Genomic DNA, 26,357 nt, shown 5'->3' on the forward strand with positions numbered 1-26,357 from the left:
CTTAGGGGTCGCAGGATGTTTTTCGGAAAGCCGGATTCCACTTTTCCGCATCATGCGCTGGCGGGCGGGGGTTCAGCGCAAGCAGCGTCTCGCGGGCGCGGTCGAGGAAGGCGCGGCGTTCCTCGCCAGGCGCAATCGCGATCGGCGCGCCGAAGACGACGCGGCAAAGCAGCGGCACGGGCACGAACTGACCCTTGGGCAGCACACGCGACATATTCTCGATCCAGCACGGGATGAGCTCGACCTCGGGCCGCGCCATCGACAGATTGTAAAGCCCGGAACGGAACGGCAGCAGCGGCTGGTCGGTCATGTTGCGCGTGCCTTCGGGAAAGACGATCAGCGAATGGCCCTCGTCGAGCACCGACAGCATGATCGAAATCGGATTCTGCGCCTCATCGGTCCACTGCCGGTGAATGAGCACGGAGGACAGCATGTCCTGCGCGATGAACCGGCGCAGCCGCGATTTTCCCCAATAGTCGGCGGCAGCGACCGCATGGGTGCGGGCGCGCTCCTTCTCGCTGAGGCAGGCCGACAGCAGGATGAAGTCGCCGTGGCTGGCATGGTTGGCGAAGTAGATGCGCTGCCGGTCAGACGGTTGGCTGCCGTTCCAGATCGGCCGCACGCCGGTCACCGCCCAGGCCAGCGCCGACAGGCCGACCGAGGTCACGGTCTGCAGCATGGTGAAGGTGCGAGTGCCGAGCTTGCTCATCGGCTGGCTCAGACAAAGGCCGCGGCGAGGGACGCCGCCCCGAACAGGCCGATCGCGATGCGCTGCCTGGCCAGCAGGCGGTGCGTGCCCGCCATGCGCCGGTCGAGCGAGCGGCCGCCGGCAGAGGGAGGTTTCAGCCGCATGCGCGCCAGCACCTCGTCGACCGCGGCACCAGCTGCGGCCTCGCTGGCGTGGCTGGCCATCAGCCGGAACAGCAGCGCGTCGAAGACAAGCAAAGCAGAGTAGGCGAGGATGGCCGCCGCGCTCGCTGCCGCGATCAGCCAGGCCGCGGCCGATATGGGCGTTGCCTGCGGCCCGGCCACCGCGCCAATGATCGGCGCGGCCATCAAGGCGGCCGCCAGCAGCAGAATCGGCCACGCCGCCTGCACCATCAGCCCGGCTGCGAACGCCTCGGCCCTGTCCTGATAGGCGTCGCTTTTCATGCCGGCTCGTCCACCCTGATCTGAAGATGCACCGGCCGGCCCGATGCTGCGAGCCGCTTGTGCGCCTGCGCCGGCGTCGGCGAGCGGCCAGTGGCAACCAGCCATTCAGCAACGACGCCGGCGCTGCGCTGGAAACCGAGCGCGCAGCAGACCAGCACGGTGCCGTGGCTGCGAGCCGCTTCGATCGCCGCCACCGCTTGCGCTCGCGCCTCTGGCGACGGCGGCAAAAGATCGAGCATGGCGATACCTGTCCAGCGACAGGTCACGCCGCGCGGCCTTTCTAGCTCGCCGGCAAGGTCGATCACCGTGCCGAAAGTGTCGGCCTCAGCAGCTGTCGGAAAGCGGCCGAGGAAGACGCCGTCGGCGACCACGATCTGCGCCGGCAGCGTGCGCGTCCACGCCCAGACATTGATCCTTGCGCCAAGCCGGTAAGGCAGCAGCAAAATACGGCTGGCCAGCGAGGCGCTGCCGTCGGCCGCTTTCTGGAACACCTTGGCGCCGGCCCCGGCATAGGCGAAGGCGACGATGGCCAGCGCCAGCGCGGGCCACAAAAGGATGAGCCACAGCGCCGAGACAAAGGCGCCGGCAACGGTGCCGGCCAGCGCCAGCGCTGCGCCAAGCGCATAGAACCGAGCCAACCGCCGGGCCTTGGCATCGGCGGCTAGGTGGAAGCCGGCGAACGGCAATTCTCCCTCGCGCGGGAACAGCCACAGGGCAAAGAAGCCGAGCAGCGCGCCTGTCGGGATATCGATGACATGGTGCTGCCATGTCGTCAGCACCGAGGCGCCGATCAGCAGACACCAGGCATGCCAGACGATGCTGGTCGTGCCTTTGAGCCGATAACGCCAGTGATCCCAGATGATGACCAGCAGCGCGATGTGCAGCGACGGCGCCTGGTTGAACGGCTTGTCGAAGCCGCCGAGCACAGCGAACATGAAGCCCGGCAGGCCGGATGTTTGCGGCCGCATGAAGGTCGCGGTCAGCGGGAAGACGATGAAGCAGGCGACGGCGACGATCTGGGCGGTGAGATAGCGGCCGGCGAGACGGTCGACGCCGCTTTTGGTATCGTTCAACAGCAGCGACAGGCCGTAGAACAGGTTGATCGACCAGTAGGGCACGATCGTCCAGGCGATGAACGGGACGGCGCGCTCCCAGGCGAAGACGATGCTGCCGACATCGTTGCGCTGCGACGCCAGCCAGTTGGCGAAACCGTAGGTCGCGTAGAAGAACGGCGCCAGAAACGCCAGCCACAATGCCGCCCGCAGCACGATCCCGGCGTACGGCTCGCGCGCAGGAGCAGAAAGGGCAGGGTCAGCGCCAAGGATAGGCACGACCATGCTCAGACGCGCCGCGCGACGGAAACGGTGAAGATGCCCCACTGGTCGATGCGCTGGTCGAGTTTCTCGAAGCCGGCCGCCGCCACCAACTGGTCCATCTCGCCTTGCGTGCGCCGGCGCATCACCCAGGCCTGGCCGCCGCGATGCGAGGTAAGGCTGCGCGCGATCATTTCGAGCTGCGGATGCCAGGGCTGGTTGGTATAGAGAAGCAGGCTGCCGGGCTGCATCGCCTTGGCCAGCCCGTCCAGCGAGCGGGCAATCATGGTGTTGTCGGAAAACAACTCGTAGAGCCCGGAGACGATGGCGAGGTCCGGCGCCGGCTTCAGCCCGGCAAGCATTTTGGGGTCGAAGGCGTCGGCCTGATGAAACGAGACGCTGGTCGGCAGGTGCCGCTCGGCGATCAGCTTGCAGCCGCGCGAAACGTTGAGGTCGGAGAAATCCCGTAGCCGCACGCTGGCCGGCGGCACAGCGCATTTGGCGACGGCGTCGAGCACGTAGCGGCCGTGGCCGGCGGCGATATCGACGATATGGACCGGGCGGCCCGCGGCCTGCAGCGTCTCGGTGGCCGAGCCGATCAGCTCTTCCAGATTGAGCTTGCGCTGCCGGATGCCGCGCCAGCCGATGGCGTCGAGAAAGGTGCGGTCGATCATGCGGCCGAGCGGGCTGCTGCCCCGCGCCTCGTTCTCGTAGACATAGTCGAGCGTCGAGCCGGAATCGAAGCCGGTGGCAATGCCTGTCTGCAGGCCTGATGACAGCCATGCGCCCATGCGGATCGAGGCACGGCTCATTGCCCAATAGAGGCCCTTGGGCGATAGCAGCGGCAGCGGCGAGGCGAGCCGGTCGGCCTCGTCGCGCGTGTAGCCGGCGCGGTCGGCCGCGGTCAGATCGACCGGCTTCGCTGACGTCGCGAAATGTCTTTCGAGGAACGGCTTGATCAGGTCGAGCGCTTGGCTGCGGTCGCGTTCGCCCAGCGTGTCGTGGAAGAAGCCGGGCAGCACATGCCGTTCCTTGGCCGGGCTGGCGAGATTGACGAAGAACTCGTGCTGCGGTGCGTGCCGCACCACCCAGTCGCTGCCCGAGATCAGCAATTGCGTCGGCACGGTGATGGCGCGGGCATCCGAGACGACGCGCGCAGCATGGTCGTAGAGCTCGACCAGGATGTTGGAAGCGATCGGCCGCGTGATCAGCTGATCGGCCTCGAAGGAGGCAATGCGCTCGGCATCATGTGTCAGGAACTTGGCCTTGACGTAGGAATTGACGAAGAAGCGCCCCTTGATCTTTTGCCACAGCGCGATGCCTTGCTTGGCGAAAGGCACGTAGAGCTTGACCGAGAAGGCCGGCGAGGCCAGCACCAAAGCGCGAATCTGCGGCGCATAATCATGCACCCAGGCGGCGGCGAGCACGGCGCCGAAGGATTGCGCGATCAGCGCGATGTCACGCTGGCCAAAACCGTCGCTGCCGATCTCACGCACGAAACAATCGATGTCGCGCACCAACGCGGCAAAGGACGGCGCGTAGCCGCGCTCGCCGGCCGAGCGGCCATTGCCGCGCGCGTCCCAGGCGTAGAAGGCATGGTCGGGCATGTCGAGTTCGTCGACCAGATGCGCCATGCGGCCGCCATGCTCGTGGCCGCGGTGAAACAGCAGAACCGCGCCCTTGGCAGGTTGCCCGACAGCCGGCCAGTAGCGGTAGAAGATCTCGGTGCCGTCATGGCTCTTGAAGACGCGCTCCTGCGCCACCCGCTTGAGGTTTGCTAAAGCCGCGGCGGCGGCAATCGTCTGTTCGTGAAGCATGTTTTCCCCTAGCGGTCGCGACCGGAATTTCAATCGTCGCTCCCGTTAAGGCCGCTGCGTATCCGGTTGATGGCGGTCACCAGCGAGAGTGTAGCCATTGCCGGAAACACAAACGCTGCGATCGCCGCGATCCACAGGCCACAGGCGACGAGGAAGGCGATGATGCCGAGCGCCAGCGCCCGGTCGCTCTTGCCGAACGGCCCGGCATAGTTGCGCCCCGTTCCCGCCGCTATGCCGAGCACGCCGGTGAACTCCACGACGATCGCCGCGATCGCGAAAGCGACGACGCCCCAGGCTGGGAAGATGACGGCAAAGGCCAGGATCAGCGCGAGGTCCGAAACGACGTCGCAGAGCTCGTTGAGGTACATGCCAAGCTTCGAGGCCTGACCATGCTCCCGCGCCAGCATGCCGTCGATGGCGTTCAACGCCATGCGCGCAAACAGCACAACCGGCATCAGCAGGAAGACCGCGCGATGGCCGGCAAGGGCCGCGACCAGTATGCCGGTGGCGACCGATAATGCGGCGGCCAGCAGCGTGATCTGGTTGGCGGTGACGCCGGCCACGGCCAGCCTGTCGGCGAGCGGCCGCAGCTTGGCCTGAAAGGCCGGTTTCAGCGCATAGAGCGTCGGCATGTGCGAACCCCCCGGCCGCGGTGCAACTAACGTCGGCGAGGATGGTCAATTGGCGCGCAAGAAGCAAGGGCGGCGAGCGTAACCAAGCTGTTGACGGCGGGCTCGACATCCTGGTGGGAGGCGTGGCGCTGATACGCAGGCCGCGTTCATAACCCGGAGGGAAATTCGCCGCGTCGAGCCTTACGTCCGCAATGCGCCGCCAATAGCAGACATGACGGCCCGGTCCGATCGAGCTGACGCCCCGGCGCGAAAGGGCCTCTAACGTCGGCTATGGTGTCCTCGCTTTGCGCACGAAGTCGGCGAGTTCGCGGTTGAAACGAGGAGAGTCCTCGATGAAGGGTGCGTGTCCGGTCTCGGGGTACCAGGAAGCGGTGCTCGTCGGACACGTCTTGAGGATGTGATCGCCCATTGCCGGAAGGATCACCGTGTCGCTGCGGCCCTGAGTCATAAGGACAGGCCTCTCTAATATGGCCAGAACGTCGTCGGAGTTGATCGCGCGCGTGACGAGCGCAGCCCGGACTCTTGGGGCCACAACGATGTTCCAGCACAGTGCCACCTCGTATTCGTTTCTCGGTAGCGGTCGCGCGGTGCAGCCCTGCACGAAGTCGCGAATGGCCTGGACGTTGGAGGGAAAGTCGCCTGCGGTCGCGCCCGGCATGTGATCGAGAAAGCCGGGGCCGATCAAAACGCCGAACGCCGCCCTGTCGAGCGTGACGGCCCCACCGACGAAGTTGATCCCGGCAATCGCATCCTGACCGTAAACGCGAACATAGTCACAGATGATGAAGCCCGCATAAGACCACCCAACGAGAACGGGCCGGTCGAGGCCGAGCTGGCCGACGATGGCGGCAATATCGTCCGCCCATGGCTTGGGTTCGGTATACTGCTCCTGTGCCTCGGGCGCTTCCGACATGCCGTGGCCGCGAAGATCGAAGGCGACGAGGCGAAACGCTTCCGCAAGTTCACTCTCATACTGTTTGTGCCAGCAGAGGTGGTTCTGCGACCACCCGTGGATGAAGAGGATGGCTGGAGCATCGGCTTTGCCCCATTCGCGCACATGCAGCTTCACGCCGCCGCCGCCGATCACAGAATGAATCTTCATCTCGGTACTCCATTTGCTGACCACGGATGATCGCTGGTTTGCGTTGGAAGGAGTGTTGTTGCGGGCGTTAGAAAAGGGCGGCCGAACCGTTGAAACTTTCCGGCTGGACAAAGGAACCATGCGCGGCGAACACGCCGCCGGGCTGATCCGTCACTCGGGTCCGGCGATGAACGACCGGACTTCGCGCAGGAAATCGGCAAAGGCAGGCTCGTCGCCGAGCAGGATATGGTTTGCGCTGTTGAGGTCGACGAAGCGCGCGCCCGGTATGCCGGCCGCGAGCACCTTGCCTTCCTCAAAGGGAACCACGGCATCGTTCCTTGCATGCAGCACCAGCGTCGGAACGCTGACCTCTCCCAGCATCGCCGAGACGTCTATGTCGCCGAAAGTGGAGTGAAGCAGGCTGGCGTTGAGCGGCGATGTGGTCTGCCTCTGGAGATCGTTGAACCAGGCCATCTGCTCGCGGCTGGCACCCGGAATGAACGCCTCGGTGAACAGCTGGCGGAACGCGGCATTGTCCTTGCCCCATCCTTCACGGATTAGGGTGGTCATGGCTTCATGGGTATCGAGCTGGTGGATGTCGCCGCGCTTTCGCCGACCCCTTGCATAGCCGCCATAGAGGATGAGGCGTGACACGCGCTTGGGGTGGCGGATGACATAGGCGACCGATACCGCACAACTTTGCGAGACGCCGAGCAGCGGGAAACGGTCCAGGCCGCTTGCGTCGGCAACGCTTTCCAGATCCGTGACCATGGCGTCGAAGGAGAAGTCGCCGATATTCCAGTCGGATAGGCCGTTGCCGCGCTCATCGTATCGGATCAACGTATTCTCGCTCGAAAGCCGATCGATCCAGTGTCGCCACACCGGGCTTTCCCATTCATATTGCAGATGCGACATCCAGTGCGCCGCGCGAAGCAGCGGCGGGCCGTCGCCCGAAACCGCGTAGGCGATCCGGACGCCGTCGGGGCTGCTGCAATAGTGTATCTGCTGGGAACGCCTGTGCTCATTTTGGCGTCCACCCGGAGCCGGACCTTCACCCGATGCGTGTCCCCCGGCTTCCTCGCTCGCCGACTGCAGTTGTGTTGCGCGCTGTCGCGCCGAAGCGGTGAGCGATCTCATCTCCAATGAAACCTGCTTGTTGGTCGGGTCCAGAGACTGCAGCGTTTCGGCATAGGAAAGGGCCTGTTCAGGGTCGCTGCCCAGCCGCTCGACAAGCGCCTGCAGGATCATCGATCTGGTGCGATCCAATGCGTCACCGTGGAATGTGCGCCAAGCCTCGAACACAGGGCAACGAGGCAGTTCGAGGTCCTCGATGAACCGCCCTCGGAACATTGCGGCCAACGTTTCCAGGCGTGAGATGTCGAGCAAGCGCACCTCGTTCGCCGTCATGTGGGCGACTTGCAGCAAATCGACATCAAGCTTGGCGGTGTCGAAAAACACGCTCTCTCGATCAGCCTTCAGGCAGTCCTCATCACCGTCCTGGTTGATGATCTGCCTCAGCTTCGAGAGGCTCCATCGCAGCGAAGCCCTTGGATCGTCCGGGACCTCCCAGAACATCTGGCACAGATGGTCGCGTCGCTGGCGCCGGTTGGTCGCCACCAGGTAGGCGAGCAGAGCGCGCGTTTTCTTCGACGGCGGCAGCGCGATCTCCTCGGCGCCCCGCAGGACCACCAGTTCGCCGAGCACCTTGATCTTCAGTGGGCCCATCATTTGGGACGCCGATCGCTTGCAGGCAGTTTTACCCGCGATGCCGCTCTGTGTAAATTTGCGTGATGGTCGGCGCCTGCTGACGCGATGGATCGGCTGCTTCGCCAGCGGTTAGTCTGCGAAGATCGGGCCGGCCATGAAAATCCGCTTTCGGTTGCGTTCAGTCCGGCTAAGGCCGAGGGTTTATGTTAAATAGGAACTTTACAAATATCCTAAAACATGTGAAGTTATGTCAATCGAAGGGTCACCCATGACAACCAATCGTTTCGCCACGCGCCTGAATTCCTTTGCCTCGCGGCCGCAGGCCGAATGGCCGGATCTTGTCGGCAAGCCGTCGATGCTGCAGATGGCGGCGCGTGCGGCGAAGGTTGCGGGGCTGACCGACCTCGACTTGAATTTTCCCGACCATGTCGGCGAAAAACCTGCAGAAGTGGCGCGAAAGCTCGGCGATCTCGGGCTTTCGATCAATGGTTTCGCCATGCGTTATTACTCCAACCCGGCCTTCAAGCTCGGTGCCTTCACCAATCCTGATCCCGCGGTTCGCCGCGAAGCCATCGACCTGACCAAGGCCGGCATTGACGCAGCGCGCGAAGCGGGCGCCAGTCTGATGACGCTGTGGCTAGGGCAGGATGGCTTCGATTATGCTTTCCAGGCCGATTACGCGACGCTGTGGCAACACGAAATCGATGGAATCCGTGAAGTTGCGGTGCATGATCCCGATTGCGAGATCAGCCTCGAATACAAGCCCAACGAGCCGCGTTCCTACAGCCTGATGCCCGACGCGGCGACGACATTGTTGGCGATCCGCGAGATCGGCCTGCCCAATCTCGGCGTGACGCTCGATTTCGCTCATGTGCTCTATGCCGACGAGCAGCCGGCCTTTGCCGCAGCACTCGTGGCGCGCCATAGCAAGCTGCTCGGGGTGCATCTCAACGATGGCTACGCCAAGCGCGACGACGGCCTGATGGTCGGCGCGGTGCACACGCTGCAGACGATCGAGCTGCTCAGGCAGATCCGCCGCGACGGCTACGCCGGCGCCATCTACTTCGACACGTTCCCCGACATGACCGGGCTCGATCCGGTCCACGAATGCGAAGTCAACATCGCCACCGTCAAGCGCATGCTGCGCGTCGTCGATCGGCTGAAAAAGGACCACCGCCTGTCCGCCGCCGTCGACCGTCAGGACGCGGTCGCGTCGCAGGCCATCATCCAGGAAGCCATGCTCGGACCGGACAGCTGAGGCTCCGGCGGCATAGACCGTTTTTCAACAAGGGAGGAAAGACCATGAAATTTCTGCTTGCCACCGCCACCGCTGCACTGATGGCGCTGTCCATCGGCTCGGCTTTTTCCGCGGACCTCGCGCCGCTCAATTCCGACACCGAGAAGGATCGCATCGACTGGTCGCAGCTCGAGGCCAAGTTCGGTGCGTTCCCCAAGCTGCCCGACGGCACCAAGGCGGGCGCCGTCTCCAAGACGCTGACCAACGAATACTGGCGCTCGCTAGGTGAGGGCTACAAGTCGTTCGGCGACCGCGTCGCTGTCCCGGTCGTCTACCAGGCGGCGCAGAGCGAGGGCGACCAGCTCGGCCAGCTCACCATCGCCGAAGGCCTGGTCACGCAAGGCTACAACGTGCTGCTCGTCTCGCCGCAGACCGACTCCAACCTGCAGCCGATCATGGAACAGGCCAAAGCCGCTAACGTGCCCGTGGTCAACGTCAACGACGCCGTCATCCCGCAGGCCGAGCACTATGTCGGCAATGTCCAGCGCGACAATGGCGTGCGCGTCGCCAAATGGTTCATCAAGAACCGGCCGGACGGCGGCAAGGTCGCCATCGTCGAAGGCCAGGCCGGCGTCTATGCGGCCGTCCAGCGCACCGACGGCTTCAAGACCACGATCAGCGAGGCCGGCAAGTTCGAGGTCGTCGCCAGCGTCCCCGGCAACTGGGATCGCCAGACCTCCTACGACGCGGCCACCAACATCCTGCAGCAGCACCCCGACCTGATCGGCTTCTATGCCAACAATGACGGCATGGCGCTGGGCATCGTCGAAGCGGTCAAGGCCGCCGGCCTGCAAGACAAGGTTGCCGTCTTCGGCACCGACGGCATCTCCGACGCCTATGCCTCGATCCGCGCCGGCGAGCTGACCGGCACCGTCGACAGTTTCCCGGTGCTGACCGGCGAGGTGGCGCTGGAATCGGCGTTGCGACTGGTGGCCGGGCAGAAGCTGCCGCGCGTCGTCGCCACGCCGCAGGCGCTGATCACCAAGGACAATGCCGACCGTTACTCCGGCGCCGGCGACGCCGTGCGCAAGGCGCTGCTCGAGGACGCGGCAGCGGGCAATTAAGGGCACAAGGGCGGGTGCCGGCAAGAGCATCTCGCTCACGGCTGGCACCCTTGCCCGGAGAACGAACCAATGTCACCCCGGCTGCAATTCGAGGGCATTTCCAAGACGTTTCCGGCCGTGCGGGCGCTGAGCGATGTGTCCTTTTCGGTCGGCGGCGGCGAAATTCATGGCCTGCTCGGTGAGAACGGCGCCGGCAAATCGACGCTGCTGCGCATCCTTTCGGGGGTCTACAGGCCGACGGCGGGAAGCGTGCTGATCGACGGCAAGCCGGTGACGCTGAGCAATCCGGTCGCCGCACGCGCCGCGGGCGTCGCCATGATCCATCAGGAATTGCAGCAGGTGCCGCACCTCAGCGTCGCCCAGAACATGTTCCTCGGCCATCCGCTGACGCGTGGCGGCATCTTCGTCGCACGGCGCGAGCAGGAACGCCGCGCTGCGGAAGCCCTTGCGGCCATCGACCCGACGATCGATCCGGCAGCGCCGCTCGGCAGCCTGAAGGTCGCGCAGCGGCAGATCGTCGAGATCGCCCGGGCGCTACTCGATCGCGCGCGCATCGTGGCGATGGACGAGCCGACATCGAGCCTGACGCCGAAAGAATTCGAGCGCCTGGCCGAAGTCATTGCCGGCCTCGCCCGCGACGGTGTCGCGGTCGTCTATGTCTCGCACAAATTGGACGAGGTGTTCGGCATCTGCCAGCGCGCCACCATCATGCGCGACGGCGTCGTGGTCGGATCCGTCGATCTTGCGCAGGTGTCGGAAAAGGCCGTCGTTTCGATGATGGTCGGCCGCGAGCTTGCCCAGGAACAGCACCGCTCGCACACCTCCAGCGAGGTCAGGTTGAGCGTTCGCGGCCTCGCCTCGCCGACCAAGGTCCATGACGTCTCGTTCGACCTGCATCGCGGCGAGGTGCTGGGCATTGCCGGCCTGGTCGGCTCGGGCCGCACCGAACTGCTGCGGCTGCTGGCCGGCGCCGACCGCGCCTCATCAGGCGCGGTCGAGATCGACGGCAAGGCGGTAAAACTTTCCAGTCCGCGCGATGCCATCGCCGCCGGTATCGGCTTAGTGCCGGAGGAGCGCAAGCGCGAAGGCATCGTGCCGCTGCGCTCGATCTCCAGCAATATGGCGCTGGCATCGATGGGCGTGTTCGCGCCGCGCGGCGTCATCGATCACACCAGGCTGAAACGGGTCGCGGCCGAGAAGATGAAGCGGGTCAATCTCAGGCCGTTCCTGCTCGACCGGCCGATCCGGCTGTTCAGCGGCGGCAACCAGCAGAAGGCGATCATCGGCCGCTGGCTGGCGGCGGGAACGCGCATCCTTTTGTTCGACGAGCCGACGCGCGGCATCGATGTCGGCGCCAAGGCGGAGATCTACCACTTGATCGAGGAGCTCGCCGCCGAAGGCCATTCGGTAATCGTCGTGTCGTCCGAGCTTCCCGAGGTGATCCGGCTCGCCGACCGCGTGCTGGTCATGCGCGACGGGATGGTCGCCGCCGAACTCGGTCGGGCTGATCTCAGCGAACAGGCGATCGCGGCCCACGCGATACCGCAAACGGAAGCGAAGGCCGGCACGGCGCAAGGCCATCGGGCCGGTGCATAACGGACAGGACCAGCGGATGACTGATATAACCGAACGCACAGCAGCGCGCCCACGGGCGGATTTCCTGCACCGGTTTTCCGTGCGCGACGCCGGCACGCTGATCGGCCTGGTGGTGATCCTCGCCGTCTTCGGTGCGCTGGTCCCGGGCTTCTTTGCCGAGCGCAACCTGATCAACATCCTGCAGCAATCGAGCATCAACGCCTGCCTGGCGCTGGGCATGACGCTGGTGATCATCTCGGGCGGCATCGATCTGTCCGTCGGGCCGACGGCAGCCCTTTCGGCCGTCATCTCTGCCTCGATGCTGGTCGCCGGCGTGCCGTTTCCGCTGGCCATCGCCGCCGGTTTCGCCATCGGCCTCGTCTGCGGCCTGCTCAACGGCGTGCTGGTCGCTTATGTCGGGCTACAGCCTTTCATCGTCACGCTGGGAACGCTGAGCACCTACCGGGCGCTGGCGCTGATCTATACCGGCGGCAATCCGGTGCTCGGCCTGCCTGCCGGCTTCCGCGCCATCTTCAACGGCTCGCTGTTTGGATTGCCATTGGCGGTCATCATCGTGGCCGTGGTCGCGCTGATCGCCTGGATCATCCTCAAGAAGACGCCGTTCGGCGAATATCTGCTCGCCGTCGGCGGCAATGAGGAGGCCGCCTACATAGCCGGCGTGCCGATCGCCCGCACCAAGATCGCCGCGTATATGATCTCGGGCCTGCTTGCCGCCCTTGCTGCGCAGATCCTGATCGGCCGGCTGGGTGCTGCCGAGCCCATTCTTGGCAACCTCTGGGAGCTCGATGCGATTGCCGCGGCGGCCATCGGCGGCGCCTCGCTGATGGGCGGCAAGGGCAGCGTGGTCGGCACCATCCTGGGCGCCGTCATCCTCGGCACCATGCGCAACGGCCTGACATTGATGAATGTCCAGTCCTTCTATCAGCTGCTGGCAACTGGCCTTATAATCCTCGCCGCGATGCTTATCGATCGCGTGACGAGGGGACGTGGATGACCTTGACCAGCCTGGATCTGAAAGCAGTAGGACCGCGGATCCGCATGATGATGCCGCATCTGACGCCGCTCGAGGCCAAGGTGGTGGAAACCGTCTTCGGGAGGCGCGGCTTCGACGAGACCATTCCGCTCAAGCAGATCGCCGAAGAAGCCGGCGTGTCGGAGGCGATGGTCGTCAAGATCGCCAAGAAGCTGGGCTTTTCCGGCTATCGCGACTTCCGCACCGCCGTCTACGAATACAGTCGTCTGCCGACCGCCGAAATGCACCAGGAGCTGTCGGTCGACGACAGCTCGGCCGAGATCGTCCAAAAAGTGTTCCGCACCTCCATCCAGGCACTGGAGGAGACGCTGGCCATCCTCGACATGGACGATTTCGACCGCGCCGCCGATCTTCTCTATCGCGCCAAGAACCGGGATTTCTACGGCGTCGGCGGCTCGGCGCAGATCGCGCGCGACGTCTCGCATAAATTCCTGCGCATCGGCATCCGCGCGTCCGTCTACGACGATTCGCACATGATGCTGATGTCGGCCTCGCTGCTCGGCGCCGACGACATCGCCGTCGGCTTCTCGCATTCCGGCAACACCAGCGCTGTCATCGATGCCATCCAGCTCGCCCGCAAGAGCGGCGCGCGGACGCTGGCGATCACCAACTACGACAACTCGCCGCTGGCTGATATCGCCGACATCGTGCTGTGCTCGACCGCGCAAGGCTCGCCGCTGATGGGCGAGAACGCGGCGGCGCGTATCGCTCAGCTCAACATTCTCGACGCGCTGTTCGTGGCGGTGGCCCAGCGCGATTACCAGGCGGCGGAGCGCAATCTCGGCCGCACGATGTCGGCGGTGACGTCGAAGCGCCGGGACAGGGGCACATGACGCCACCGAGACCGCTGGTCACCGTGTTCGGCAGCCTGCATTACGACATCATGGTCGAAGCGCCTGACCGCCCGCGCAAGGGTGAAACCGTGACCGGCCATGCCTGGCAGCCGAAATGCGGCGGCAAGGGCGGCAACCAGGCTGTCTCGGCGGCACGGGCCGGCGTGCGCGCAGCGATGATCGGCGCGGTCGGCGATGACGATTTCGGCCGCGCGCTTCTCGACAATCTCGGTCGCTGCCGCGTCGACAGCCGCTTCGTGCGGGTCGCGCCTGGCGCCGGCTCGGGCATGAGCGTGGCGATCTTCGACGACGGCGGCGACTATGGCGCGGTGATCGTCTCAGGCAGTAATCTCACCTTGGGTGAGAAGGACATCGCGGCCGCGACCGAAATGGTTGCGCAAACTGCGGTGCTGCTGCTGCAGAATGAGGTCCCGGAACCCGCCAACATCGCCGCAGCGCGGGCGGTGAAGGCGCATGGCGGCCGCGTCGTGCTCAATGCCGCACCCGCCCGGAAACTGTCGGACGAATTGGTCGCGTTGGTTGATGTCGTGATCGTCAACGCCATCGAGGCGGGATTTCTGGCCGGCGTTCCGGTCGTCGATGCGCTCGAGGGTGCTGCCGAGGCGGCACGCATGCTGATCGATTTCTGCCCGGCCGCGATCGTCACGGCCGGCGGGGAGGGCGTTGCCTATTGCGACCGTGACGGTCACGCGTTCGCGCTGCCCGCCATCCCGGTGGAGGTCGTCAGCACCCATGGAGCCGGCGACGAGTTCGTTGGCGCGTTCGCGGCAGGCCTTGCCCGCGGGCATCAGGTCGAGGCCGCCATCGCCGCCGCCAATGCCGCCGCGGCCTTGCTGGTCGCTACGCCGGAACGGGAGCGCGAGGCGATCTGAGGCAAGGGCGCTGAGAAGGGGGCGCGCGCCTCCCGCCTGGCCCCGGTGACTTCGACATCGCCGGGGAACTCTTTTGCGGTGCCTTGTCGGGCACGCGGCAGATGCGTAACAGCCCATAGGGAGCCATTTAATTGGAGGACGCGGGGCAGGGGTTCGCGGCCTAGGATTGTTGACGCCCGGTTATGTGACGACCGGCTCGGTCGCAGACATCTGTATTTTAGTGGAACCTAATTTAAATGACGCGGTTAAGCGTGCATGAGAGAGCATGAAATCCAGACTGTTACTGAATACCGGATAGCGGGCAATCAGCTGGCCGATGATCCGGTGATCGCTCTCGATATCGCGGAACGGATATTGCAGGCAGCCGAGAACGACAGGATTGGCTATGTCGTCGTCAGAGCGGGGCACCCCGAAGCCGACCTCATCGAGAAAAGAGAGCCGCAACAGATCAAGGCTACCACAGCCTTGTTCCGCGATTTTGAAGTGTTGCTGCTTGTTCTTTATGCGGCCTATGCCCTTGTCGTGCTGGGTGTCACCGCTTTCGTGATGCTGGAATTGGCTCCTGTTCTGTAGACTTGCTCCAGCAGCGTCATGCCAGGATTGCTCATGTGGGCTAGCGTTTCTGCATCGTATCGGATGCGAGCGGATGGCGAGGCTGTTCGCTCAGCTCCGACAAGCCGATAAAGTTCGACAATTGAAACGAAAGCCCGCCGCCCTGTCGGACGACGGGCTCCGTTGCCTGGGCGCCAGGAACGCCACGGTAGCGACCTCTGCTACTAATGCTCCCGCAGACTTCCAATGTGCGGCCAGCGTGTGGCCTGGCGCATCGGCCGAACAAATGAAAGCCCGCGCCTCTGGCGGAGAGCGCGGGCCGATCAGGTTGCAGCCCGATCTGCAGTGGGAGCCCGAAGGCTCCACTGCTCAAATACAACTATTAGAAATTGCTAATGTTCCGCATCGGCCGGATGAATGATGTAACCGCCCTCGCGAACGAGCACCCTGGCAGGAGATTCTTTTTGCCTGAAGCAGTCACGTTTGCTCCCTCCGCCGGCCTCAAGCAAACTTTATGAGACAAACGTTCGTATGGTGGGCAGGGGATGTGCGTTGGGGGAAAGCCGTGAGCAGAAAGCAACGCTCCGTTTTTTGGATCGCTATCTTTGCATCCGTCCTTGGCTTTGTGTTGTTGGTCCTGGTCCTGCAAATAGTGAGTTTGCTTGACTAGATATCGATCACGGCCCGCATGATATTGCTTGATCGTCTGTCGGCGCGGGCCGGTTGCTTGGCGAGAATTTTTCGCCGGCGAGCGTAGGGGCAGGGTCCTTCCTGCGTATCGGTCAGCAGTCGCCGCCAAAACCCACGACGGCGCGACCAATGACAGCGAAAGGACCATCACCATGCAACGTTCAGCACTCATTGCGGCCCTGCTTATGGGGCTCGTGCCGCTTTCCGCAGCGCACGGCCAGGGAAACGACACGCCGGGAAAGCGCATCCTGCAACGGCTCGACACCAATGGCGACGGCGCGATTTCCAGGGATGAGATGCTTGCGGCGCGCGAGCGCATGTTCACGAAGCTCGATCGCAAGCGCGGCGAGTCGGGTGGCGTATGCACCGACTGAGCGCAGCCGGGCGCGTGCGCGTCCGGCTGCCGATGTTGTCAGTGCTTGCTCTTGCCGGGACTGACGGCACTGCCGCTGATGGCGATGCGCCTGGCCTTCGTCTGCGCGCGCTGGGTCTTGGGCAGCGTCACGCTGAGCACGCCGTTATGGAAGGCAGCATTCACCTTGTCCTCCTCGACCTCGTAGCCGAGCGGGATGCGGCGCTCGAAGCGGCCGTAGAACCGCTCGGAGAAGTGCCTGTCCTTGTCCTCGGTCTCGGAGCGCTTCTCGCCGCGCAGCGTCAGCACGCCGTCGTCGAGCAGCACCTCGATGTCCTTCTCGTCCATGCCGGGGATTTCGGCGGTCACGCGGACCTCTTTCTCGCCGTCGGAGATCTCAACGCTCGGCCAGTTGGCGCGCGCCGACGAAAATCCGCTGAACGAGGGCATGCGCGTTTCGAAACCGCGGAATGCGTCGTCGATCATGCGGTTCATCTCGCGATGCAACGCCATGAACGGATCCCGGTCATCGTCACGATAGAAGCTGGGAACCGGACTATTCTCCCGGCCCCAGGGAATGAGATCACGAATAGCCATTGGTGTTCTCCTTTCTCGACTGGTTGTGCCAGGCGGCGCCAGAGTTCACCCTCGCTCAGGCGGCCTGCTTCGGCTTCTCAACCTGCCCGGCCTTCGGCGCGCCGTCTTCCCTAGTGATCGTGATGCGACGCGGCTTCATCTCCTCGGGCACTTCGCGCACGAGGTCGATCGTCAGCAGGCCGTTGTTGAGCGAGGCGCCGGTGACCGTCATGTGATCGGCAAGCTCGAAGCGCCGTGTGAACGGTCGCACCGGCAGGCCGCGATGCAGATATTCAACCTTGTCCTGTTCCTTGCGCTCGCCAGAGACGATCAGAAGGTTGGGCTCGTGGCTGATGTCGAGATCGTCTTCGGAAAAGCCGGCGACCGCGATTGTCACGCGATAGGTGTTTTCGTCGCTTCGCTCGATGTCATAAGGCGGCCAGCTGTCAGTCTGAGGCGCGTTTTCCAGAAGGTCGAAGATGCGGTCGAAACCGATGCTCGACCGATAGAGCGGGGAAAAATCGGATGCGGTTCTCATAGCTACATCCTCCATAGAGCAATATAGTACGAAGAACGCCAAAGAGCTGGCGCTCCCTGGGTTCTGCCGGCCCCATTCAGCAACCGGCAATTTTGATTTGGTTATTGTCAGCCCGAAATCAAGACCCAGATTCTGTCGCGCTGCCAGATTTTTTGTTGCCAGATTGTGGCTGGCAATGCCGGTTTCAACCTTCATTTGTGGGTCGCGCCGGCACGCCGCATGGAGGATATCATGACCATGACACGCGACGACATCATATCGGTGCTGGGCCCGGTGGACGACGCCGTCATCGCCGACATCGCCTCGACCGGCGCGACGATCGAGGAGTTGCGCGAGGCCTTTGCCTGGGTCGGCGCCGATGAGGCGCTGGTGAACGAGGGCCGCCCTCTGCCGTCGGCAAGGGTGGCGACGCTGATCGGGCTTCTCGAGCCGCCGGACGACGACTTATAGCCGGCCGTTGCGTCGGGCAGGGGACAGGGGTTTGGGCAGGGAGGTCTTGAAGCGCGCAGGCAGACGAACCATCTCGTTCACCGGCGCCGATCGGGCCGCCTTCCTGCTTATTCGAGGATGCTACTTGCTCTAAAAACAGAATGAAGGAGAAAGTGATGAAGGACGTCCCGTTTTCCGAGCCGATCACACTCAAGCTCCAATCCGTCGGAGAGCGCAAGGTCGCCAGCAGTTGGGAAGCCATCGAATGCATGCAGCAGTGGCCGGACCGGGCGCGGGGCCGGAGCTGGCGCGCAGCCTATCGCGCCTGCCGCGACGCGCTCGACGGTTGGCGCACCGCCCGCGAGGCTCGCACGGCCTTCGTCAAGGCGGCTCGCACGGCCGGACTGCTTGTCACGGGACGTAAATCCACCTGAACGTCAACTACCTGAACGTCAACTACCTGAAGTCAACTACCTGAACGTCAGGGCTCCGACGATCTTCTGCCCGGCCGGTTTATGTAGCTCGGGAACGTCATTTCAGGTCTCTCCTTCGCTTGCATTCGGCGCAACATTCCTTCCAGCGCAGGAGGACGTCCGGGCGGCTGCGCCGGGTCACAGTCCTTTTGGGGGTTGCTCCAAGGAAGAAGGCCCAGGGCTTTCACCATGGGCCTAGATCGTTGTCGCGGGTTCTGTTGATGCCGAGGATCGAGATCGCTCGATCCCACGCCATGGGTGGTTCAGTCATTGATGGCTCGACGGATGGTCGCGATGGGTGCGTTCTCTTCACCCTCGCAGTTGCTGATCTCCGGCCGTTCCACGGCCACTTCAGAGCCTTTCTTCGGCTCCATGTGCCAAGTATCCTGCGATCGAACTCATGCGCGCCCCTCTGTTGCGCGTATACTACTATCCGTTGCGCTTATGCCACAGTGCCGGCCGTCAGGTTGTGTTAACGACAGCACACATCAATGAGGGGGAAGCCACCAATGAAGAAGCTGTTTCTCGGTCTATCGCTATCGTTCCTCGCGTCGACCGCTTTCGCTGCCGACGCGGTCGTCGAGGAGGTCCGTGTCGCCGAGTCGGCCTACAGCTGGTCAGGGCTCTATGTCGGCGGCCAGGTCGGCTATGTCTTCGAAGGCCGCGCCGACTATATCTATATCAACCCCGCCTACAACTACCGCCATGACCTCGACGGGTTCATCGGCGGGGTCTACGTCGGCTACAATTATCAATTCACCAACGGTATCGTGTTGGGCGCCGAAGCCGACATCGCCTGGGGCGATGTCGGAGGTTCGGATGTAGCGCCGGGCGACGACATTTTCTCGAGCACGACCGAGATCGACTGGACCGGCTCGGTTCGGATGCGCCTGGGTTATGCCATTGACCGCTTCCTGCCCTATGTGACGGGCGGCGTCGCCTTTGGTCGCTTCGGTTTCGAGGAATTCGCCGCGGGCGCTCCCTACGGCTCCGCCGACGACAACCTTGTCGGGTGGACCTTGGGCGCGGGCGGCGAATATGCGCTGACCGACAACTGGCTCCTGCGTGGCGAGTACCGCTACACGGAATTCGACAAGAAGGATTTCGTTTCCCAACCGGTAGACGAGGACCTTTCCGTCGATATCCACACACACGATTTCCGCATCGGAGCGGCCTACAAGTTCTGATCTCCCTAGCGGCTCATGATCTTGGTGTCCGAGTAGTTGGCCAAGGGACGGCTCAGGTTGACCTTGTCGCCGGCCGCTCTACAGGCCCGTAGGCGTCGGTCGCGACGTGGGACGATGTGCGACGCCACCGGCAGCGTCGACGCGCTGTGTTGCAAACGCGGCGACTTTCATGAAGGCGCCGCCTCTTGCTGTGTCATTGCAGGGTGATGACGCCGCCCACCGCTCGCCACTCGGAGGGCTGGATCAGACGATGATGGGCGACGCGCACGGAATGCAGCGGGCCTTCGATCTCACGTTCCCAATAGTCGAGGAAATGCTTCAGCGTCGGGAAATCCGGGGTGATGTCGTATTCCTGCCAGATTGAGAGCTGCAGCAGGTCCTGATAGTCGGGAATAATGGATCTCTGCCGTTGTCGGGCCAAAACCCTGCATCTGGAGCCAGAACTCGTTACTGTCCTCCGCATGGAAAAATGCCTCCGCTTACTCATCGGTTCCGGCCGCCGGCAGGCGTGCCGGGACCGACGAGGATGTCGGAAAGGCTGCGCCGCGATTTCAAGCCGCATCCGTCAGTTCAAATTCTGGAATAGCGCCACAATTACAGTGTGTTGGCACTCGACCATGGCGAGTGCTAAAATTTTTTCGGCGTCCTCTTGAAAGCCTGGATCGGCAGACTAATTCGATATGCGCGATGCCTGAGCAAGGGTCGCGCACCGTCGCATCGGCCGTTGTACCGGCCGGCTGCGAAGGGAGGTCCAAGAAAATCTGTTTGTCCTATGAGGAGAACGACATGGCGTTCCGTCCATTGCATGACCGTATCCTGGTCCGCCGCATCGAGGTCGACGAGAAGACCGCGGGCGGCATCATCATTCCCGACACCGCCAAGGAAAAGCCGCAGGAAGGCGAAGTGATTGCCGCCGGTCCCGGGGCGCGTGACGATAGCGGCCAGTTGCAGCCGCTGGACGTCAAGGTCGGCGATCGCATCCTGTTCGGCAAGTGGTCCGGTACCGAGATCAAGCTCAATGGCGAAGACCTGCTCATCATGAAGGAGAGCGACGTGTTGGGGGTGATCGAATTGACCGGCGAAGTGAAGAAGGCCGCCTGAGCGGGGCCGCAACAAGCAATCAGTCAACGAAAAGCTGCCTATTTGAAGGAGTTATCCAATGGCTGCCAAGGATGTGAAATTCCATACCGAAGCCCGCGAGAAGATGTTGCGCGGCGTCGATATTCTCGCCAATGCGGTGAAGGTGACGCTCGGTCCCAAGGGCCGCAACGTTGTCTTCGACAAGTCGTTCGGCGCCCCGCGCATCACCAAGGACGGCGTGACGGTGGCGAAAGAGATCGAGCTTGAGGACAAGTTCGAGAACATGGGCGCGCAGATGGTGCGCGAGGTCGCCTCGAAGACCAGCGACACCGCCGGCGATGGCACCACGACCGCGACGATTCTTGCTCAGGCCATTGTCAGGGAAGGGGCCAAGGCGGTCGCTGCCGGCATGAACCCGATGGACCTGAAGCGCGGCATCGACAAGGCGGTCGACGCCGTCGTCGCCGACCTGAAATCCAATGCCCGCAAGGTGACCAGGAACGACGAAATCGCCCAAGTCGGCGCCATCTCTGCCAATGGCGATGCCGAGATCGGCCGTTTCCTCGCAGAGGCGATGGAAAGGGTCGGCAATGAGGGCGTCATCACTGTCGAGGAGGCCAAGACCGCTGAGACGGAGTTGGAAGTGGTCGAAGGCATGCAGTTCGACCGTGGCTACCTCTCGCCCTATTTCATCACCAACCAGGACAAGATGCGGGTCGAACTTGAAGAACCCTATGTGCTGATCCACGAGAAGAAGCTCTCCAACCTGCAGGCCATCCTTCCCGTGCTCGAGGCCGCCGTGCAATCCGGCAAGCCGCTGCTGATCATCGCCGAGGACGTCGAGGGCGAGGCGCTGGCGACGCTGGTCGTCAACAAGTTGCGCGGCGGCCTGAAGGTTGCAGCCGTCAAGGCGCCGGGCTTCGGTGACCGCCGCAAGGCCATGCTGGAAGACATCGCCATCCTGACCGGCGGCACGGCGATCTCGGAAGACCTCGGCATCAAGCTTGAGAACGTCACGCTGGAGATGCTTGGCCGCGCCAAGAAGGTGCTGATCGAGAAGGAGAACACCACCATCGTCGACGGTGCCGGCCGCAAGGATGAAATCCAGGCGCGCATCAGCCAGATCAAGGCGCAGATCGAGGAAACCACCTCCGACTACGACCGCGAGAAGCTACAGGAGCGGCTGGCCAAGCTCGCCGGCGGTGTCGCCGTCATCCGCGTCGGCGGCTCGACAGAGATCGAGGTCAGGGAGCGCAAGGATCGCGTCGACGATGCCATGCACGCCACACGCGCGGCGGTCGAGGAAGGCATCCTGCCCGGCGGCGGCGTGGCGCTGCTCAGGGCGGCGAAGGCGCTCGACAACGTCGCCGTCGACAATCCCGACCAGAAGACCGGTGTCGACATCGTGCGTCGCGCCATCGAAGCGCCGGTGCGCCAGATCGCCGAGAACGCCGGTGCGGAAGGTTCGATCATCGTCGGCAAGCTGCGCGAGACGACCGACTTCGGCTATGGCTGGAACGCGCAGACCAACGAGTTCGGCGACCTCTACGCACAGGGCGTCATCGATCCGGCCAAGGTCGTGCGCACTGCGCTGCAGGGCGCCGCCTCTGTCGCCGGCCTGCTCGTCACCACCGAGGCGATGGTGGCCGAGAAGCCGAAGAAGGAAGGGGCCACGCCGGCGATGCCTGCCGGTGCCGGCATGGATTACTGACGCCAGGCCTCTGAGGACAAACGACCGTGCCCGCCGATGCGAAGGCGCGCACGGTCGTGCCCGGACCATATGCAGGTGTTGCCATGGACATGATGAACAGTTTTGGAAAGATCGCCGCGCCGACCCTTCCCAGGACCGATTTCAACTATGAAACGGAGTGCAAGAAAGCGCTGGCGCCGCTTGTCGACGGACTGCTTGACGCAGTCGAGTCGGCCGGCTGGGATCGCCGCAAGGCGGCCTATACGCTGATGTTCCTGTCGGCTCAGCGATTGGGAGCCGGCAAGGGGGGCAGAGATGATTGCGGCGCGGATGCGTGAGTGCCTGCGCCTGCTGAGATGGTCGGAAACCGATTTCGCCGAAGAGGCGGGCTATGCGGTCTCCAGAGCAAGGAACTGGCTCTGCGGGCGCGAGCATCCGCCTCTCGGCGTGGTGGCCTGGCTGGAGGCGCTGGTCAAGGCGCATCGGTCGCTACCACGGCCGAGCACGCCGGCCGTGCCGGCTTGCCGGCTCGCCGGCGCCACGTCTTCTATCCTGATGTCAGCTGCGCCCGAAATTCGCGCGGAACCCGGCCAGATTCTTGAACCCAGAATGGAGACAGCTGAGCCCCGAAAGGAGAATGTCATGGATCGTTCTTCTTTTGAAAAGCCGGTCACCATCCTTACCGGCTAGAGCGGTTCATCGTTTCACGGAAACGCCGAACCGCTCTATCTCTTTGTTTTTGCACAATTCCGGACGGAAAACCGTTTCACACTTTTCCTGGAATTGCTCTAGGCACGCCGTTGAAGATAGAAAGCGCGGCCGAAGCCTATGCGCTGCTTGCCGACTGGCCGGCGGCGAGTCGGACGGCCGCGCATGACATCGCCGCCAAGGCTTGCCGGGCCGCGATGGACGGCGAGATCGACGCCGAGACGGCGCGGGCGACATTCGTGGCTTTGCCCGCCGCAACAATCTCCTCGCGCCGCAGACGAGCTCTACGGTCGCGGGTGGGACGATTGCCGATTGGGCGAGGCGTTCGCCGTGCGTCAATGCGCCGGCCTGAGCGGAAGACGGGTCGCCGACCGCGGGGAAGCATGAACTAAGCCCGTGGCAGCAGCCTGCGCATGATGAACGATGCATGGCCTTCCACGCCGTGGGACGCAGGCCTGCGCTCGACCACTTCGAACCCGTGCTTGAGATAGAAGGCCATCGCCCGGTCATTCCCCTCGATCACTTCGAGGCGGATGCTGGGAATGCCCGAATGAGCGGCAAAGACAGCGTGCAGCAGATCGGTGGCCAGCCCTGTGCCGAACTCGCTCTTGTCGATGTGGAGCCGGTCGAGCATGACGTCGCCGGTTTCGTCCATTTCGGCCATCGCGTAGCCAGCAATCGAGCCGTCCGGCCGTTCCGCGACGAACGACATCTTGTTGTCGTCGGCCAGTTCCGCCGCGATCTTTTGCGGCGCGTGACGGCCGTCCGAGATGCGTGCCGTGGTCTCGGCGCCGATGATCCGCGAATAGGTGCGGCGCCAGGACTCGCCAAGGAGCTGCGATACCGACGGCACGTCCTGTTCGGTCATGGTTCTGATCTGGGTCATCGCTACCTCCCCGGCAGTTTATTGCATCGCAGCCTTCGCTCCTCGGATCACCGCCTCACTCGCGATTTCAGCCAGCGGTCGAAGGCTACCGCGAGGATGAGGATAAGGCCGATGACGATGCTTTGGGTGTAGGACGAGACGTTGTTGAACTGCAGCCCGTTCTGCAGCACGCCGATCAGTGCCGCGCCCACCACCGTGCCGCCGACCGAGCCAATGCCGCCGAACAGCGAGGTGCCGCCGATGACGACGGCCGAGATCACCGTCAGCTCGTAGCCGATGCCGGCGACGGCTTCCGAGGAATTGAGCCTCGCCGACAACACGAAGGCGGCCAGGCCGGCGAAGAAGCCGACGATGACATAGACCGAGATCAGGATGCGGTCGACGCGCAGGCCTGACAGCCTTGCCGCTTCGGCATTGCCGCCGACGGCGTAGACCGCGCGGCCGTAGCGCGTGTAGCGCAGCACAATGTGGCACAGGATCGCCGCCACCGCGAAGATGATCGCGGGCACCGGAACCGGTCCGATCAGGCCGGTGCCGAACCAGCGCATCGAGGCATCGAAGCCGGAGATCGGGCCACCATTGGAGATCGTCAGCGTCAGGCCGCGAAACACGGTGAGACCGCCGAGCGTGACGACGAAGGGCGGCACCTTCAGCCTGGTGATGGCAAAGCCCTGGACGCCGCCGGCCAGCGCACCGACGACGACGGCGGCCAGAAGTGCGGCGAACCAGCCAAAACCTTGGGTGCCAGACGTCGACAGCGACAGCGTGTTGGCGGTGCCGCCCTTGGCCACCACCGCCGCGACCATGCCGCAGAAGGCCAGCAGCGAGCCGACGGAAAGGTCGATGCCGGCGGTGAGGATGACGAAGGTCATGCCGAGCGCGATCAGCCCGGTGATCGAGATCTGCCGCATGATGTTGAAGATGTTGATGGGGTCGATGAAGCTCGGCTTCAGGACGGTGAAGACGACGATCAGCAGCGCCAGGAACATCAGCGGGCCGAAGCTCATCAGCAGGCGCGCGACATTGATGCCGCCGCGCTGGCTCTGTTCGGTCGTGCTGGTCATTGCATTGCTTCCTGATTCTGGGCTTCCTGCGTTTGGTCGAGCGCCATCAGTTCCATCAGTTTTTCCTCTGTCGCCTCGATGCCGGGCATCTCGCCGGTGATGCGTCCGCGCCGCATGGTGACGATCCTGTCCGACACCGCAAGCACTTCGGGCAATTCGGACGAGATCATCATGATGGCGATGCCGCGCGCCGCGAGTTGCACCAGGATCTGATGCACCTCGGCCTTGGCGCCGACGTCGACGCCGCGCGTTGGTTCGTCCACGATCAGCACCTTGGGATCGCGCGCCAGCCAGCGAGCGAGGATGACCTTCTGCTGATTGCCGCCGGACAGCCCTTCTATGGGCTGCTCGGGCGAGGCCATGCGGATCGACAGCGTCTTGCGGTAGCTTGCCAGCGCTTCGCGCTCGCGCCGCTCGGTCATGAAGCCGGCGGCGTTGGAGTAGCGGCCGAGTGCGGCGATGGAAAAGTTGGTGAGGATGCCGAGCGCGGCGAAGATCGCCTGATGCTTGCGGTCTTCCGGCACCAGGCCGATGCCGAGCGCGATGGCGTCGGCGGGAGATGCGGGTGCGATCGGCTTGCCGTCGAGCGTGATGGTGCCGGCGGCAATGCGGTCGGCGCCGAAGATGGCGCGGGCGAGCTCGGTGCGGCCGGAGCCGACGAGGCCGGCGACGCCGAGGATCTCGCCAGCCTTGAGATCGAGGTCGACGCCTTCGAGCACGATGGCATGCGGCGCCTGCGGATCGCGCACCGTGCGCAGTCCGCGCACGGAAAGCCTGACGTCGCCGGCGACATCGCGCAGCGTCGGCCTGGCATAAAGCTCGGATGCGGCGCGGCCGACCATCTTCTCGATGATTTTCGGCAACTTGATTGGCCCGCCCTCGCGATCGAGATGGCCGGCCAACCTGCCGTCGCGCAGCACTGTCATGCGATCGCAGATGGCAGAGGCCTCTTCCAGCCGGTGGGTGACGAACATGATGGCGACGCCGTCCTTGCGCAGCCGGCCCATGATCGACATCAGTTTCTGCACTTCGGTTTCGGTCAGCGCCGAGGTCGGCTCGTCCATGATGATGAGGCGGCTCTTCAGCGACAGCGCGCGGGCGATCTCAACCAGCTGCTGCTCGGCTACCGACAGTGCCGACACCGGCGTCGCCGGGTCGAGATCCAGACCGACGCGGGCGATGATGCCGCGGGAGGCTTCCTCCATCTTCCGCCAGCTCACCAGGCCGAGCGGCCCGAGCGGCGCGCGGCCGATGAAGATGTTCTCCGCCACCGTCAGCGTCGGGATCAGGCTCAGTTCCTGGTAGATGGTGACGATGCCGAGGCGCTTGGCGTCCTGCGGATTGTGCGGAGCGAATTCGACGCCGTCGAAGACGATGCGGCCGCTGGTGGGCGGCATCACGCCGGACAGGATCTTGAGCAGCGTCGACTTGCCGGCGCCGTTCTCGCCGAGCAGGCCGAGGATTTCGCCGGGCCGAACCTCGAGCGAGACATCGCTGAGCGCGGTCACGCCGGCAAAGCGCTTGGTCACGCCCTCGACGGCGAGGAGGGCCGGGGATAGCGACGGCGCTGCGGCTTCTGCTGGAGACAAGCGATCCTCCTTGAATTCCGATTCCCACGCAGGCTGGCGGGACAGCGCCCCCCTCTGTCCTGCCGGACATCTCCCCCACGAGGGGGGAGATTGGATGTCGCCTTGGCTTTCGCCAATCTCCTGCG

The 26,357-nt window shown here is 64.0% G+C and carries 28 protein-coding genes and 1 pseudogene; 16 read left to right on the plus strand and 13 right to left on the minus strand.

Going from position 1 to position 26,357, the window contains the following annotated elements:
* Nucleotide 1: 1 nt before the first annotated feature.
* From EN885_RS12155 to EN885_RS34200, 7 genes are all read right to left on the minus strand, one after another.
* On the minus strand, nucleotides 2–709 hold the full coding sequence (locus tag EN885_RS12155) for a lysophospholipid acyltransferase family protein (RefSeq protein WP_128243090.1): 708 nt from the start codon (nucleotides 707–709) through the stop codon (nucleotides 2–4).
* A gap of 8 nt (nucleotides 710–717) precedes the next feature.
* Nucleotides 718–1,152, minus strand: coding sequence for a hypothetical protein (locus EN885_RS12160; RefSeq protein ID WP_128243089.1), 435 nt, complete (start codon nucleotides 1,150–1,152; stop codon nucleotides 718–720).
* A complete protein-coding gene (locus tag EN885_RS12165; RefSeq protein WP_128243088.1) occupies nucleotides 1,149–2,489 on the minus strand; it encodes a phosphatase PAP2/dual specificity phosphatase family protein in 1,341 nt (446 codons plus the stop codon). The genes EN885_RS12160 and EN885_RS12165 overlap by 4 nt, the downstream gene beginning before the upstream one ends.
* 2 nt (nucleotides 2,490–2,491) lie before the next feature.
* Entirely contained in the window at nucleotides 2,492–4,282 is a 1,791-nt protein-coding gene (locus tag EN885_RS12170) for a bifunctional alpha/beta hydrolase/class I SAM-dependent methyltransferase (protein ID WP_128243087.1), read from the minus strand.
* A gap of 29 nt (nucleotides 4,283–4,311) precedes the next feature.
* Complete coding sequence (locus EN885_RS12175) at nucleotides 4,312–4,914, minus strand: CDP-alcohol phosphatidyltransferase family protein (protein ID WP_128243086.1); 603 nt, start codon at nucleotides 4,912–4,914, stop codon at nucleotides 4,312–4,314.
* A 268-nt stretch (nucleotides 4,915–5,182) separates the two neighbouring features.
* Entirely contained in the window at nucleotides 5,183–6,016 is an 834-nt protein-coding gene (locus EN885_RS12180; RefSeq protein WP_128243085.1) for an alpha/beta hydrolase, read from the minus strand.
* Between the two features lie 150 nt (nucleotides 6,017–6,166).
* Nucleotides 6,167–7,723: an alpha/beta hydrolase gene (locus tag EN885_RS34200; protein WP_245493068.1), complete on the minus strand. Its 1,557-nt coding sequence runs from the start codon at nucleotides 7,721–7,723 to the stop codon at nucleotides 6,167–6,169.
* Between the two features lie 247 nt (nucleotides 7,724–7,970).
* On the opposite strand from EN885_RS34200, the gene EN885_RS12190 reads away from it, so the two are divergent.
* From EN885_RS12190 to EN885_RS12225, 8 genes are all read left to right on the plus strand, one after another.
* The gene (locus EN885_RS12190) at nucleotides 7,971–8,960 is read left to right on the plus strand and encodes a sugar phosphate isomerase/epimerase family protein (protein ID WP_128243084.1); all 990 of its coding nucleotides are present in this window, start codon (nucleotides 7,971–7,973) and stop codon (nucleotides 8,958–8,960) included.
* A gap of 44 nt (nucleotides 8,961–9,004) precedes the next feature.
* The gene (locus EN885_RS12195; RefSeq protein ID WP_128243083.1) at nucleotides 9,005–10,063 is read left to right on the plus strand and encodes a substrate-binding domain-containing protein; all 1,059 of its coding nucleotides are present in this window, start codon (nucleotides 9,005–9,007) and stop codon (nucleotides 10,061–10,063) included.
* 69 nt (nucleotides 10,064–10,132) lie between these two features.
* Complete coding sequence (locus tag EN885_RS12200) at nucleotides 10,133–11,659, plus strand: sugar ABC transporter ATP-binding protein (protein ID WP_128243082.1); 1,527 nt, start codon at nucleotides 10,133–10,135, stop codon at nucleotides 11,657–11,659.
* Nucleotides 11,660–11,675: 16 nt separating this feature from the next.
* Entirely contained in the window at nucleotides 11,676–12,653 is a 978-nt protein-coding gene (locus EN885_RS12205; RefSeq protein ID WP_164897828.1) for an ABC transporter permease, read from the plus strand.
* On the plus strand, nucleotides 12,650–13,525 hold the full coding sequence (locus EN885_RS12210; protein WP_127204189.1) for a MurR/RpiR family transcriptional regulator: 876 nt from the start codon (nucleotides 12,650–12,652) through the stop codon (nucleotides 13,523–13,525). Before EN885_RS12205 ends, EN885_RS12210 begins: the two co-directional genes overlap by 4 nt.
* Complete coding sequence (locus EN885_RS12215; RefSeq protein ID WP_128243081.1) at nucleotides 13,522–14,418, plus strand: ribokinase; 897 nt, start codon at nucleotides 13,522–13,524, stop codon at nucleotides 14,416–14,418. Before EN885_RS12210 ends, EN885_RS12215 begins: the two co-directional genes overlap by 4 nt.
* Nucleotides 14,419–14,673: 255 nt before the next feature.
* Nucleotides 14,674–14,991: a hypothetical protein gene (locus tag EN885_RS12220; RefSeq protein WP_095482771.1), complete on the plus strand. Its 318-nt coding sequence runs from the start codon at nucleotides 14,674–14,676 to the stop codon at nucleotides 14,989–14,991.
* 821 nt (nucleotides 14,992–15,812) lie between these two features.
* Entirely contained in the window at nucleotides 15,813–16,034 is a 222-nt protein-coding gene (locus EN885_RS12225; RefSeq protein ID WP_245465630.1) for an EF-hand domain-containing protein, read from the plus strand.
* A gap of 38 nt (nucleotides 16,035–16,072) precedes the next feature.
* On the opposite strand, the gene EN885_RS12230 is transcribed toward EN885_RS12225, so the two are convergent.
* Nucleotides 16,073–16,609, minus strand: a complete 537-nt coding sequence (locus EN885_RS12230; RefSeq protein ID WP_095482770.1) for an Hsp20/alpha crystallin family protein — start codon at nucleotides 16,607–16,609, stop codon at nucleotides 16,073–16,075.
* 55 nt (nucleotides 16,610–16,664) lie between these two features.
* Nucleotides 16,665–17,126: an Hsp20 family protein gene (locus EN885_RS12235; RefSeq protein WP_128243080.1), complete on the minus strand. Its 462-nt coding sequence runs from the start codon at nucleotides 17,124–17,126 to the stop codon at nucleotides 16,665–16,667.
* Between the two features lie 231 nt (nucleotides 17,127–17,357).
* On the opposite strand from EN885_RS12235, the gene EN885_RS12240 reads away from it, so the two are divergent.
* From EN885_RS12240 to EN885_RS12250, 3 genes are all read left to right on the plus strand, one after another.
* Nucleotides 17,358–17,576, plus strand: coding sequence for a hypothetical protein (locus tag EN885_RS12240; RefSeq protein WP_164759062.1), 219 nt, complete (start codon nucleotides 17,358–17,360; stop codon nucleotides 17,574–17,576).
* A gap of 155 nt (nucleotides 17,577–17,731) precedes the next feature.
* Nucleotides 17,732–17,989, plus strand: a complete 258-nt coding sequence (locus EN885_RS12245) for a DUF982 domain-containing protein (protein ID WP_095482768.1) — start codon at nucleotides 17,732–17,734, stop codon at nucleotides 17,987–17,989.
* A gap of 548 nt (nucleotides 17,990–18,537) precedes the next feature.
* Nucleotides 18,538–19,215 (plus strand): outer membrane protein, encoded by a 678-nt coding sequence (locus EN885_RS12250; protein ID WP_158302496.1) that lies wholly within the window; start codon nucleotides 18,538–18,540, stop codon nucleotides 19,213–19,215.
* 193 nt (nucleotides 19,216–19,408) lie between these two features.
* On the opposite strand, the pseudogene EN885_RS12255 reads toward EN885_RS12250, so the two are convergent.
* Nucleotides 19,409–19,646, minus strand: a pseudogene (locus EN885_RS12255) (protein usg).
* Nucleotides 19,647–20,001: 355 nt separating this feature from the next.
* On the opposite strand from EN885_RS12255, the gene EN885_RS12260 reads away from it, so the two are divergent.
* From EN885_RS12260 to EN885_RS12280, 5 genes are all read left to right on the plus strand, one after another.
* On the plus strand, nucleotides 20,002–20,316 hold the full coding sequence (locus EN885_RS12260) for a co-chaperone GroES (RefSeq protein WP_095482859.1): 315 nt from the start codon (nucleotides 20,002–20,004) through the stop codon (nucleotides 20,314–20,316).
* A 58-nt stretch (nucleotides 20,317–20,374) separates the two neighbouring features.
* Complete coding sequence (gene groL / locus EN885_RS12265) at nucleotides 20,375–22,006, plus strand: chaperonin GroEL (RefSeq protein ID WP_127293650.1); 1,632 nt, start codon at nucleotides 20,375–20,377, stop codon at nucleotides 22,004–22,006.
* A 26-nt stretch (nucleotides 22,007–22,032) separates the two neighbouring features.
* Nucleotides 22,033–22,323: a hypothetical protein gene (locus EN885_RS12270; RefSeq protein ID WP_127293648.1), complete on the plus strand. Its 291-nt coding sequence runs from the start codon at nucleotides 22,033–22,035 to the stop codon at nucleotides 22,321–22,323.
* Nucleotides 22,301–22,675 carry a hypothetical protein gene (locus tag EN885_RS12275; protein ID WP_128243079.1) on the plus strand — a complete coding sequence of 125 codons (375 nt, stop codon included), beginning with the start codon at nucleotides 22,301–22,303 and terminating at the stop codon, nucleotides 22,673–22,675. Before EN885_RS12270 ends, EN885_RS12275 begins: the two co-directional genes overlap by 23 nt.
* Nucleotides 22,676–22,785: 110 nt before the next feature.
* The gene (locus EN885_RS12280) at nucleotides 22,786–23,085 is read left to right on the plus strand and encodes a DUF982 domain-containing protein (RefSeq protein WP_245493069.1); all 300 of its coding nucleotides are present in this window, start codon (nucleotides 22,786–22,788) and stop codon (nucleotides 23,083–23,085) included.
* Here the strand turns inward: EN885_RS12280 and EN885_RS12285 are convergent.
* Genes EN885_RS12285 through EN885_RS12295 form a run of 3 tightly spaced genes read right to left on the minus strand, consistent with a single transcriptional unit; the run spans nucleotide 23,082 to nucleotide 26,232 of the window.
* Complete coding sequence (locus EN885_RS12285; protein WP_128243078.1) at nucleotides 23,082–23,579, minus strand: N-acetyltransferase; 498 nt, start codon at nucleotides 23,577–23,579, stop codon at nucleotides 23,082–23,084. The genes EN885_RS12280 and EN885_RS12285 overlap by 4 nt on opposite strands.
* Before the next feature lie 47 nt (nucleotides 23,580–23,626).
* Nucleotides 23,627–24,643 carry an ABC transporter permease gene (locus tag EN885_RS12290; RefSeq protein ID WP_126105693.1) on the minus strand — a complete coding sequence of 339 codons (1,017 nt, stop codon included), beginning with the start codon at nucleotides 24,641–24,643 and terminating at the stop codon, nucleotides 23,627–23,629.
* Nucleotides 24,640–26,232 carry a sugar ABC transporter ATP-binding protein gene (locus tag EN885_RS12295; RefSeq protein ID WP_128243077.1) on the minus strand — a complete coding sequence of 531 codons (1,593 nt, stop codon included), beginning with the start codon at nucleotides 26,230–26,232 and terminating at the stop codon, nucleotides 24,640–24,642. The genes EN885_RS12290 and EN885_RS12295 overlap by 4 nt, the downstream gene beginning before the upstream one ends.
* Between the last annotated feature and the right edge of the window lie 125 nt (nucleotides 26,233–26,357).

This window comes from Mesorhizobium sp. M6A.T.Cr.TU.014.01.1.1, assembly GCF_004022765.1.
Taxonomy (GTDB): Bacteria; Pseudomonadota; Alphaproteobacteria; order Rhizobiales; family Rhizobiaceae; genus Mesorhizobium; species Mesorhizobium mediterraneum.

Coding starts and splice junctions, on each gene's coding strand:
- EN885_RS12155 (WP_128243090.1), bottom strand. CDS start 709: ATGAGCAAGCTCGGCACTCGCACCTTCACCATGCTGCAGACCGTGACC.
- EN885_RS12160 (WP_128243089.1), bottom strand. CDS start 1,152: ATGAAAAGCGACGCCTATCAGGACAGGGCCGAGGCGTTCGCAGCCGGG.
- EN885_RS12165 (WP_128243088.1), bottom strand. CDS start 2,489: ATGGTCGTGCCTATCCTTGGCGCTGACCCTGCCCTTTCTGCTCCTGCG.
- EN885_RS12170 (WP_128243087.1), bottom strand. CDS start 4,282: ATGCTTCACGAACAGACGATTGCCGCCGCCGCGGCTTTAGCAAACCTC.
- EN885_RS12175 (WP_128243086.1), bottom strand. CDS start 4,914: ATGCCGACGCTCTATGCGCTGAAACCGGCCTTTCAGGCCAAGCTGCGG.
- EN885_RS12180 (WP_128243085.1), bottom strand. CDS start 6,016: ATGAAGATTCATTCTGTGATCGGCGGCGGCGGCGTGAAGCTGCATGTG.
- EN885_RS34200 (WP_245493068.1), bottom strand. CDS start 7,723: ATGATGGGCCCACTGAAGATCAAGGTGCTCGGCGAACTGGTGGTCCTG.
- EN885_RS12190 (WP_128243084.1), top strand. CDS start 7,971: ATGACAACCAATCGTTTCGCCACGCGCCTGAATTCCTTTGCCTCGCGG.
- EN885_RS12195 (WP_128243083.1), top strand. CDS start 9,005: ATGAAATTTCTGCTTGCCACCGCCACCGCTGCACTGATGGCGCTGTCC.
- EN885_RS12200 (WP_128243082.1), top strand. CDS start 10,133: ATGTCACCCCGGCTGCAATTCGAGGGCATTTCCAAGACGTTTCCGGCC.
- EN885_RS12205 (WP_164897828.1), top strand. CDS start 11,676: ATGACTGATATAACCGAACGCACAGCAGCGCGCCCACGGGCGGATTTC.
- EN885_RS12210 (WP_127204189.1), top strand. CDS start 12,650: ATGACCTTGACCAGCCTGGATCTGAAAGCAGTAGGACCGCGGATCCGC.
- EN885_RS12215 (WP_128243081.1), top strand. CDS start 13,522: ATGACGCCACCGAGACCGCTGGTCACCGTGTTCGGCAGCCTGCATTAC.
- EN885_RS12220 (WP_095482771.1), top strand. CDS start 14,674: ATGAGAGAGCATGAAATCCAGACTGTTACTGAATACCGGATAGCGGGC.
- EN885_RS12225 (WP_245465630.1), top strand. CDS start 15,813: ATGCAACGTTCAGCACTCATTGCGGCCCTGCTTATGGGGCTCGTGCCG.
- EN885_RS12230 (WP_095482770.1), bottom strand. CDS start 16,609: ATGGCTATTCGTGATCTCATTCCCTGGGGCCGGGAGAATAGTCCGGTT.
- EN885_RS12235 (WP_128243080.1), bottom strand. CDS start 17,126: ATGAGAACCGCATCCGATTTTTCCCCGCTCTATCGGTCGAGCATCGGT.
- EN885_RS12240 (WP_164759062.1), top strand. CDS start 17,358: ATGACCATGACACGCGACGACATCATATCGGTGCTGGGCCCGGTGGAC.
- EN885_RS12245 (WP_095482768.1), top strand. CDS start 17,732: ATGAAGGACGTCCCGTTTTCCGAGCCGATCACACTCAAGCTCCAATCC.
- EN885_RS12250 (WP_158302496.1), top strand. CDS start 18,538: ATGAAGAAGCTGTTTCTCGGTCTATCGCTATCGTTCCTCGCGTCGACC.
- EN885_RS12260 (WP_095482859.1), top strand. CDS start 20,002: ATGGCGTTCCGTCCATTGCATGACCGTATCCTGGTCCGCCGCATCGAG.
- groL (WP_127293650.1), top strand. CDS start 20,375: ATGGCTGCCAAGGATGTGAAATTCCATACCGAAGCCCGCGAGAAGATG.
- EN885_RS12275 (WP_128243079.1), top strand. CDS start 22,301: ATGATTGCGGCGCGGATGCGTGAGTGCCTGCGCCTGCTGAGATGGTCG.
- EN885_RS12285 (WP_128243078.1), bottom strand. CDS start 23,579: ATGACCCAGATCAGAACCATGACCGAACAGGACGTGCCGTCGGTATCG.
- EN885_RS12290 (WP_126105693.1), bottom strand. CDS start 24,643: ATGACCAGCACGACCGAACAGAGCCAGCGCGGCGGCATCAATGTCGCG.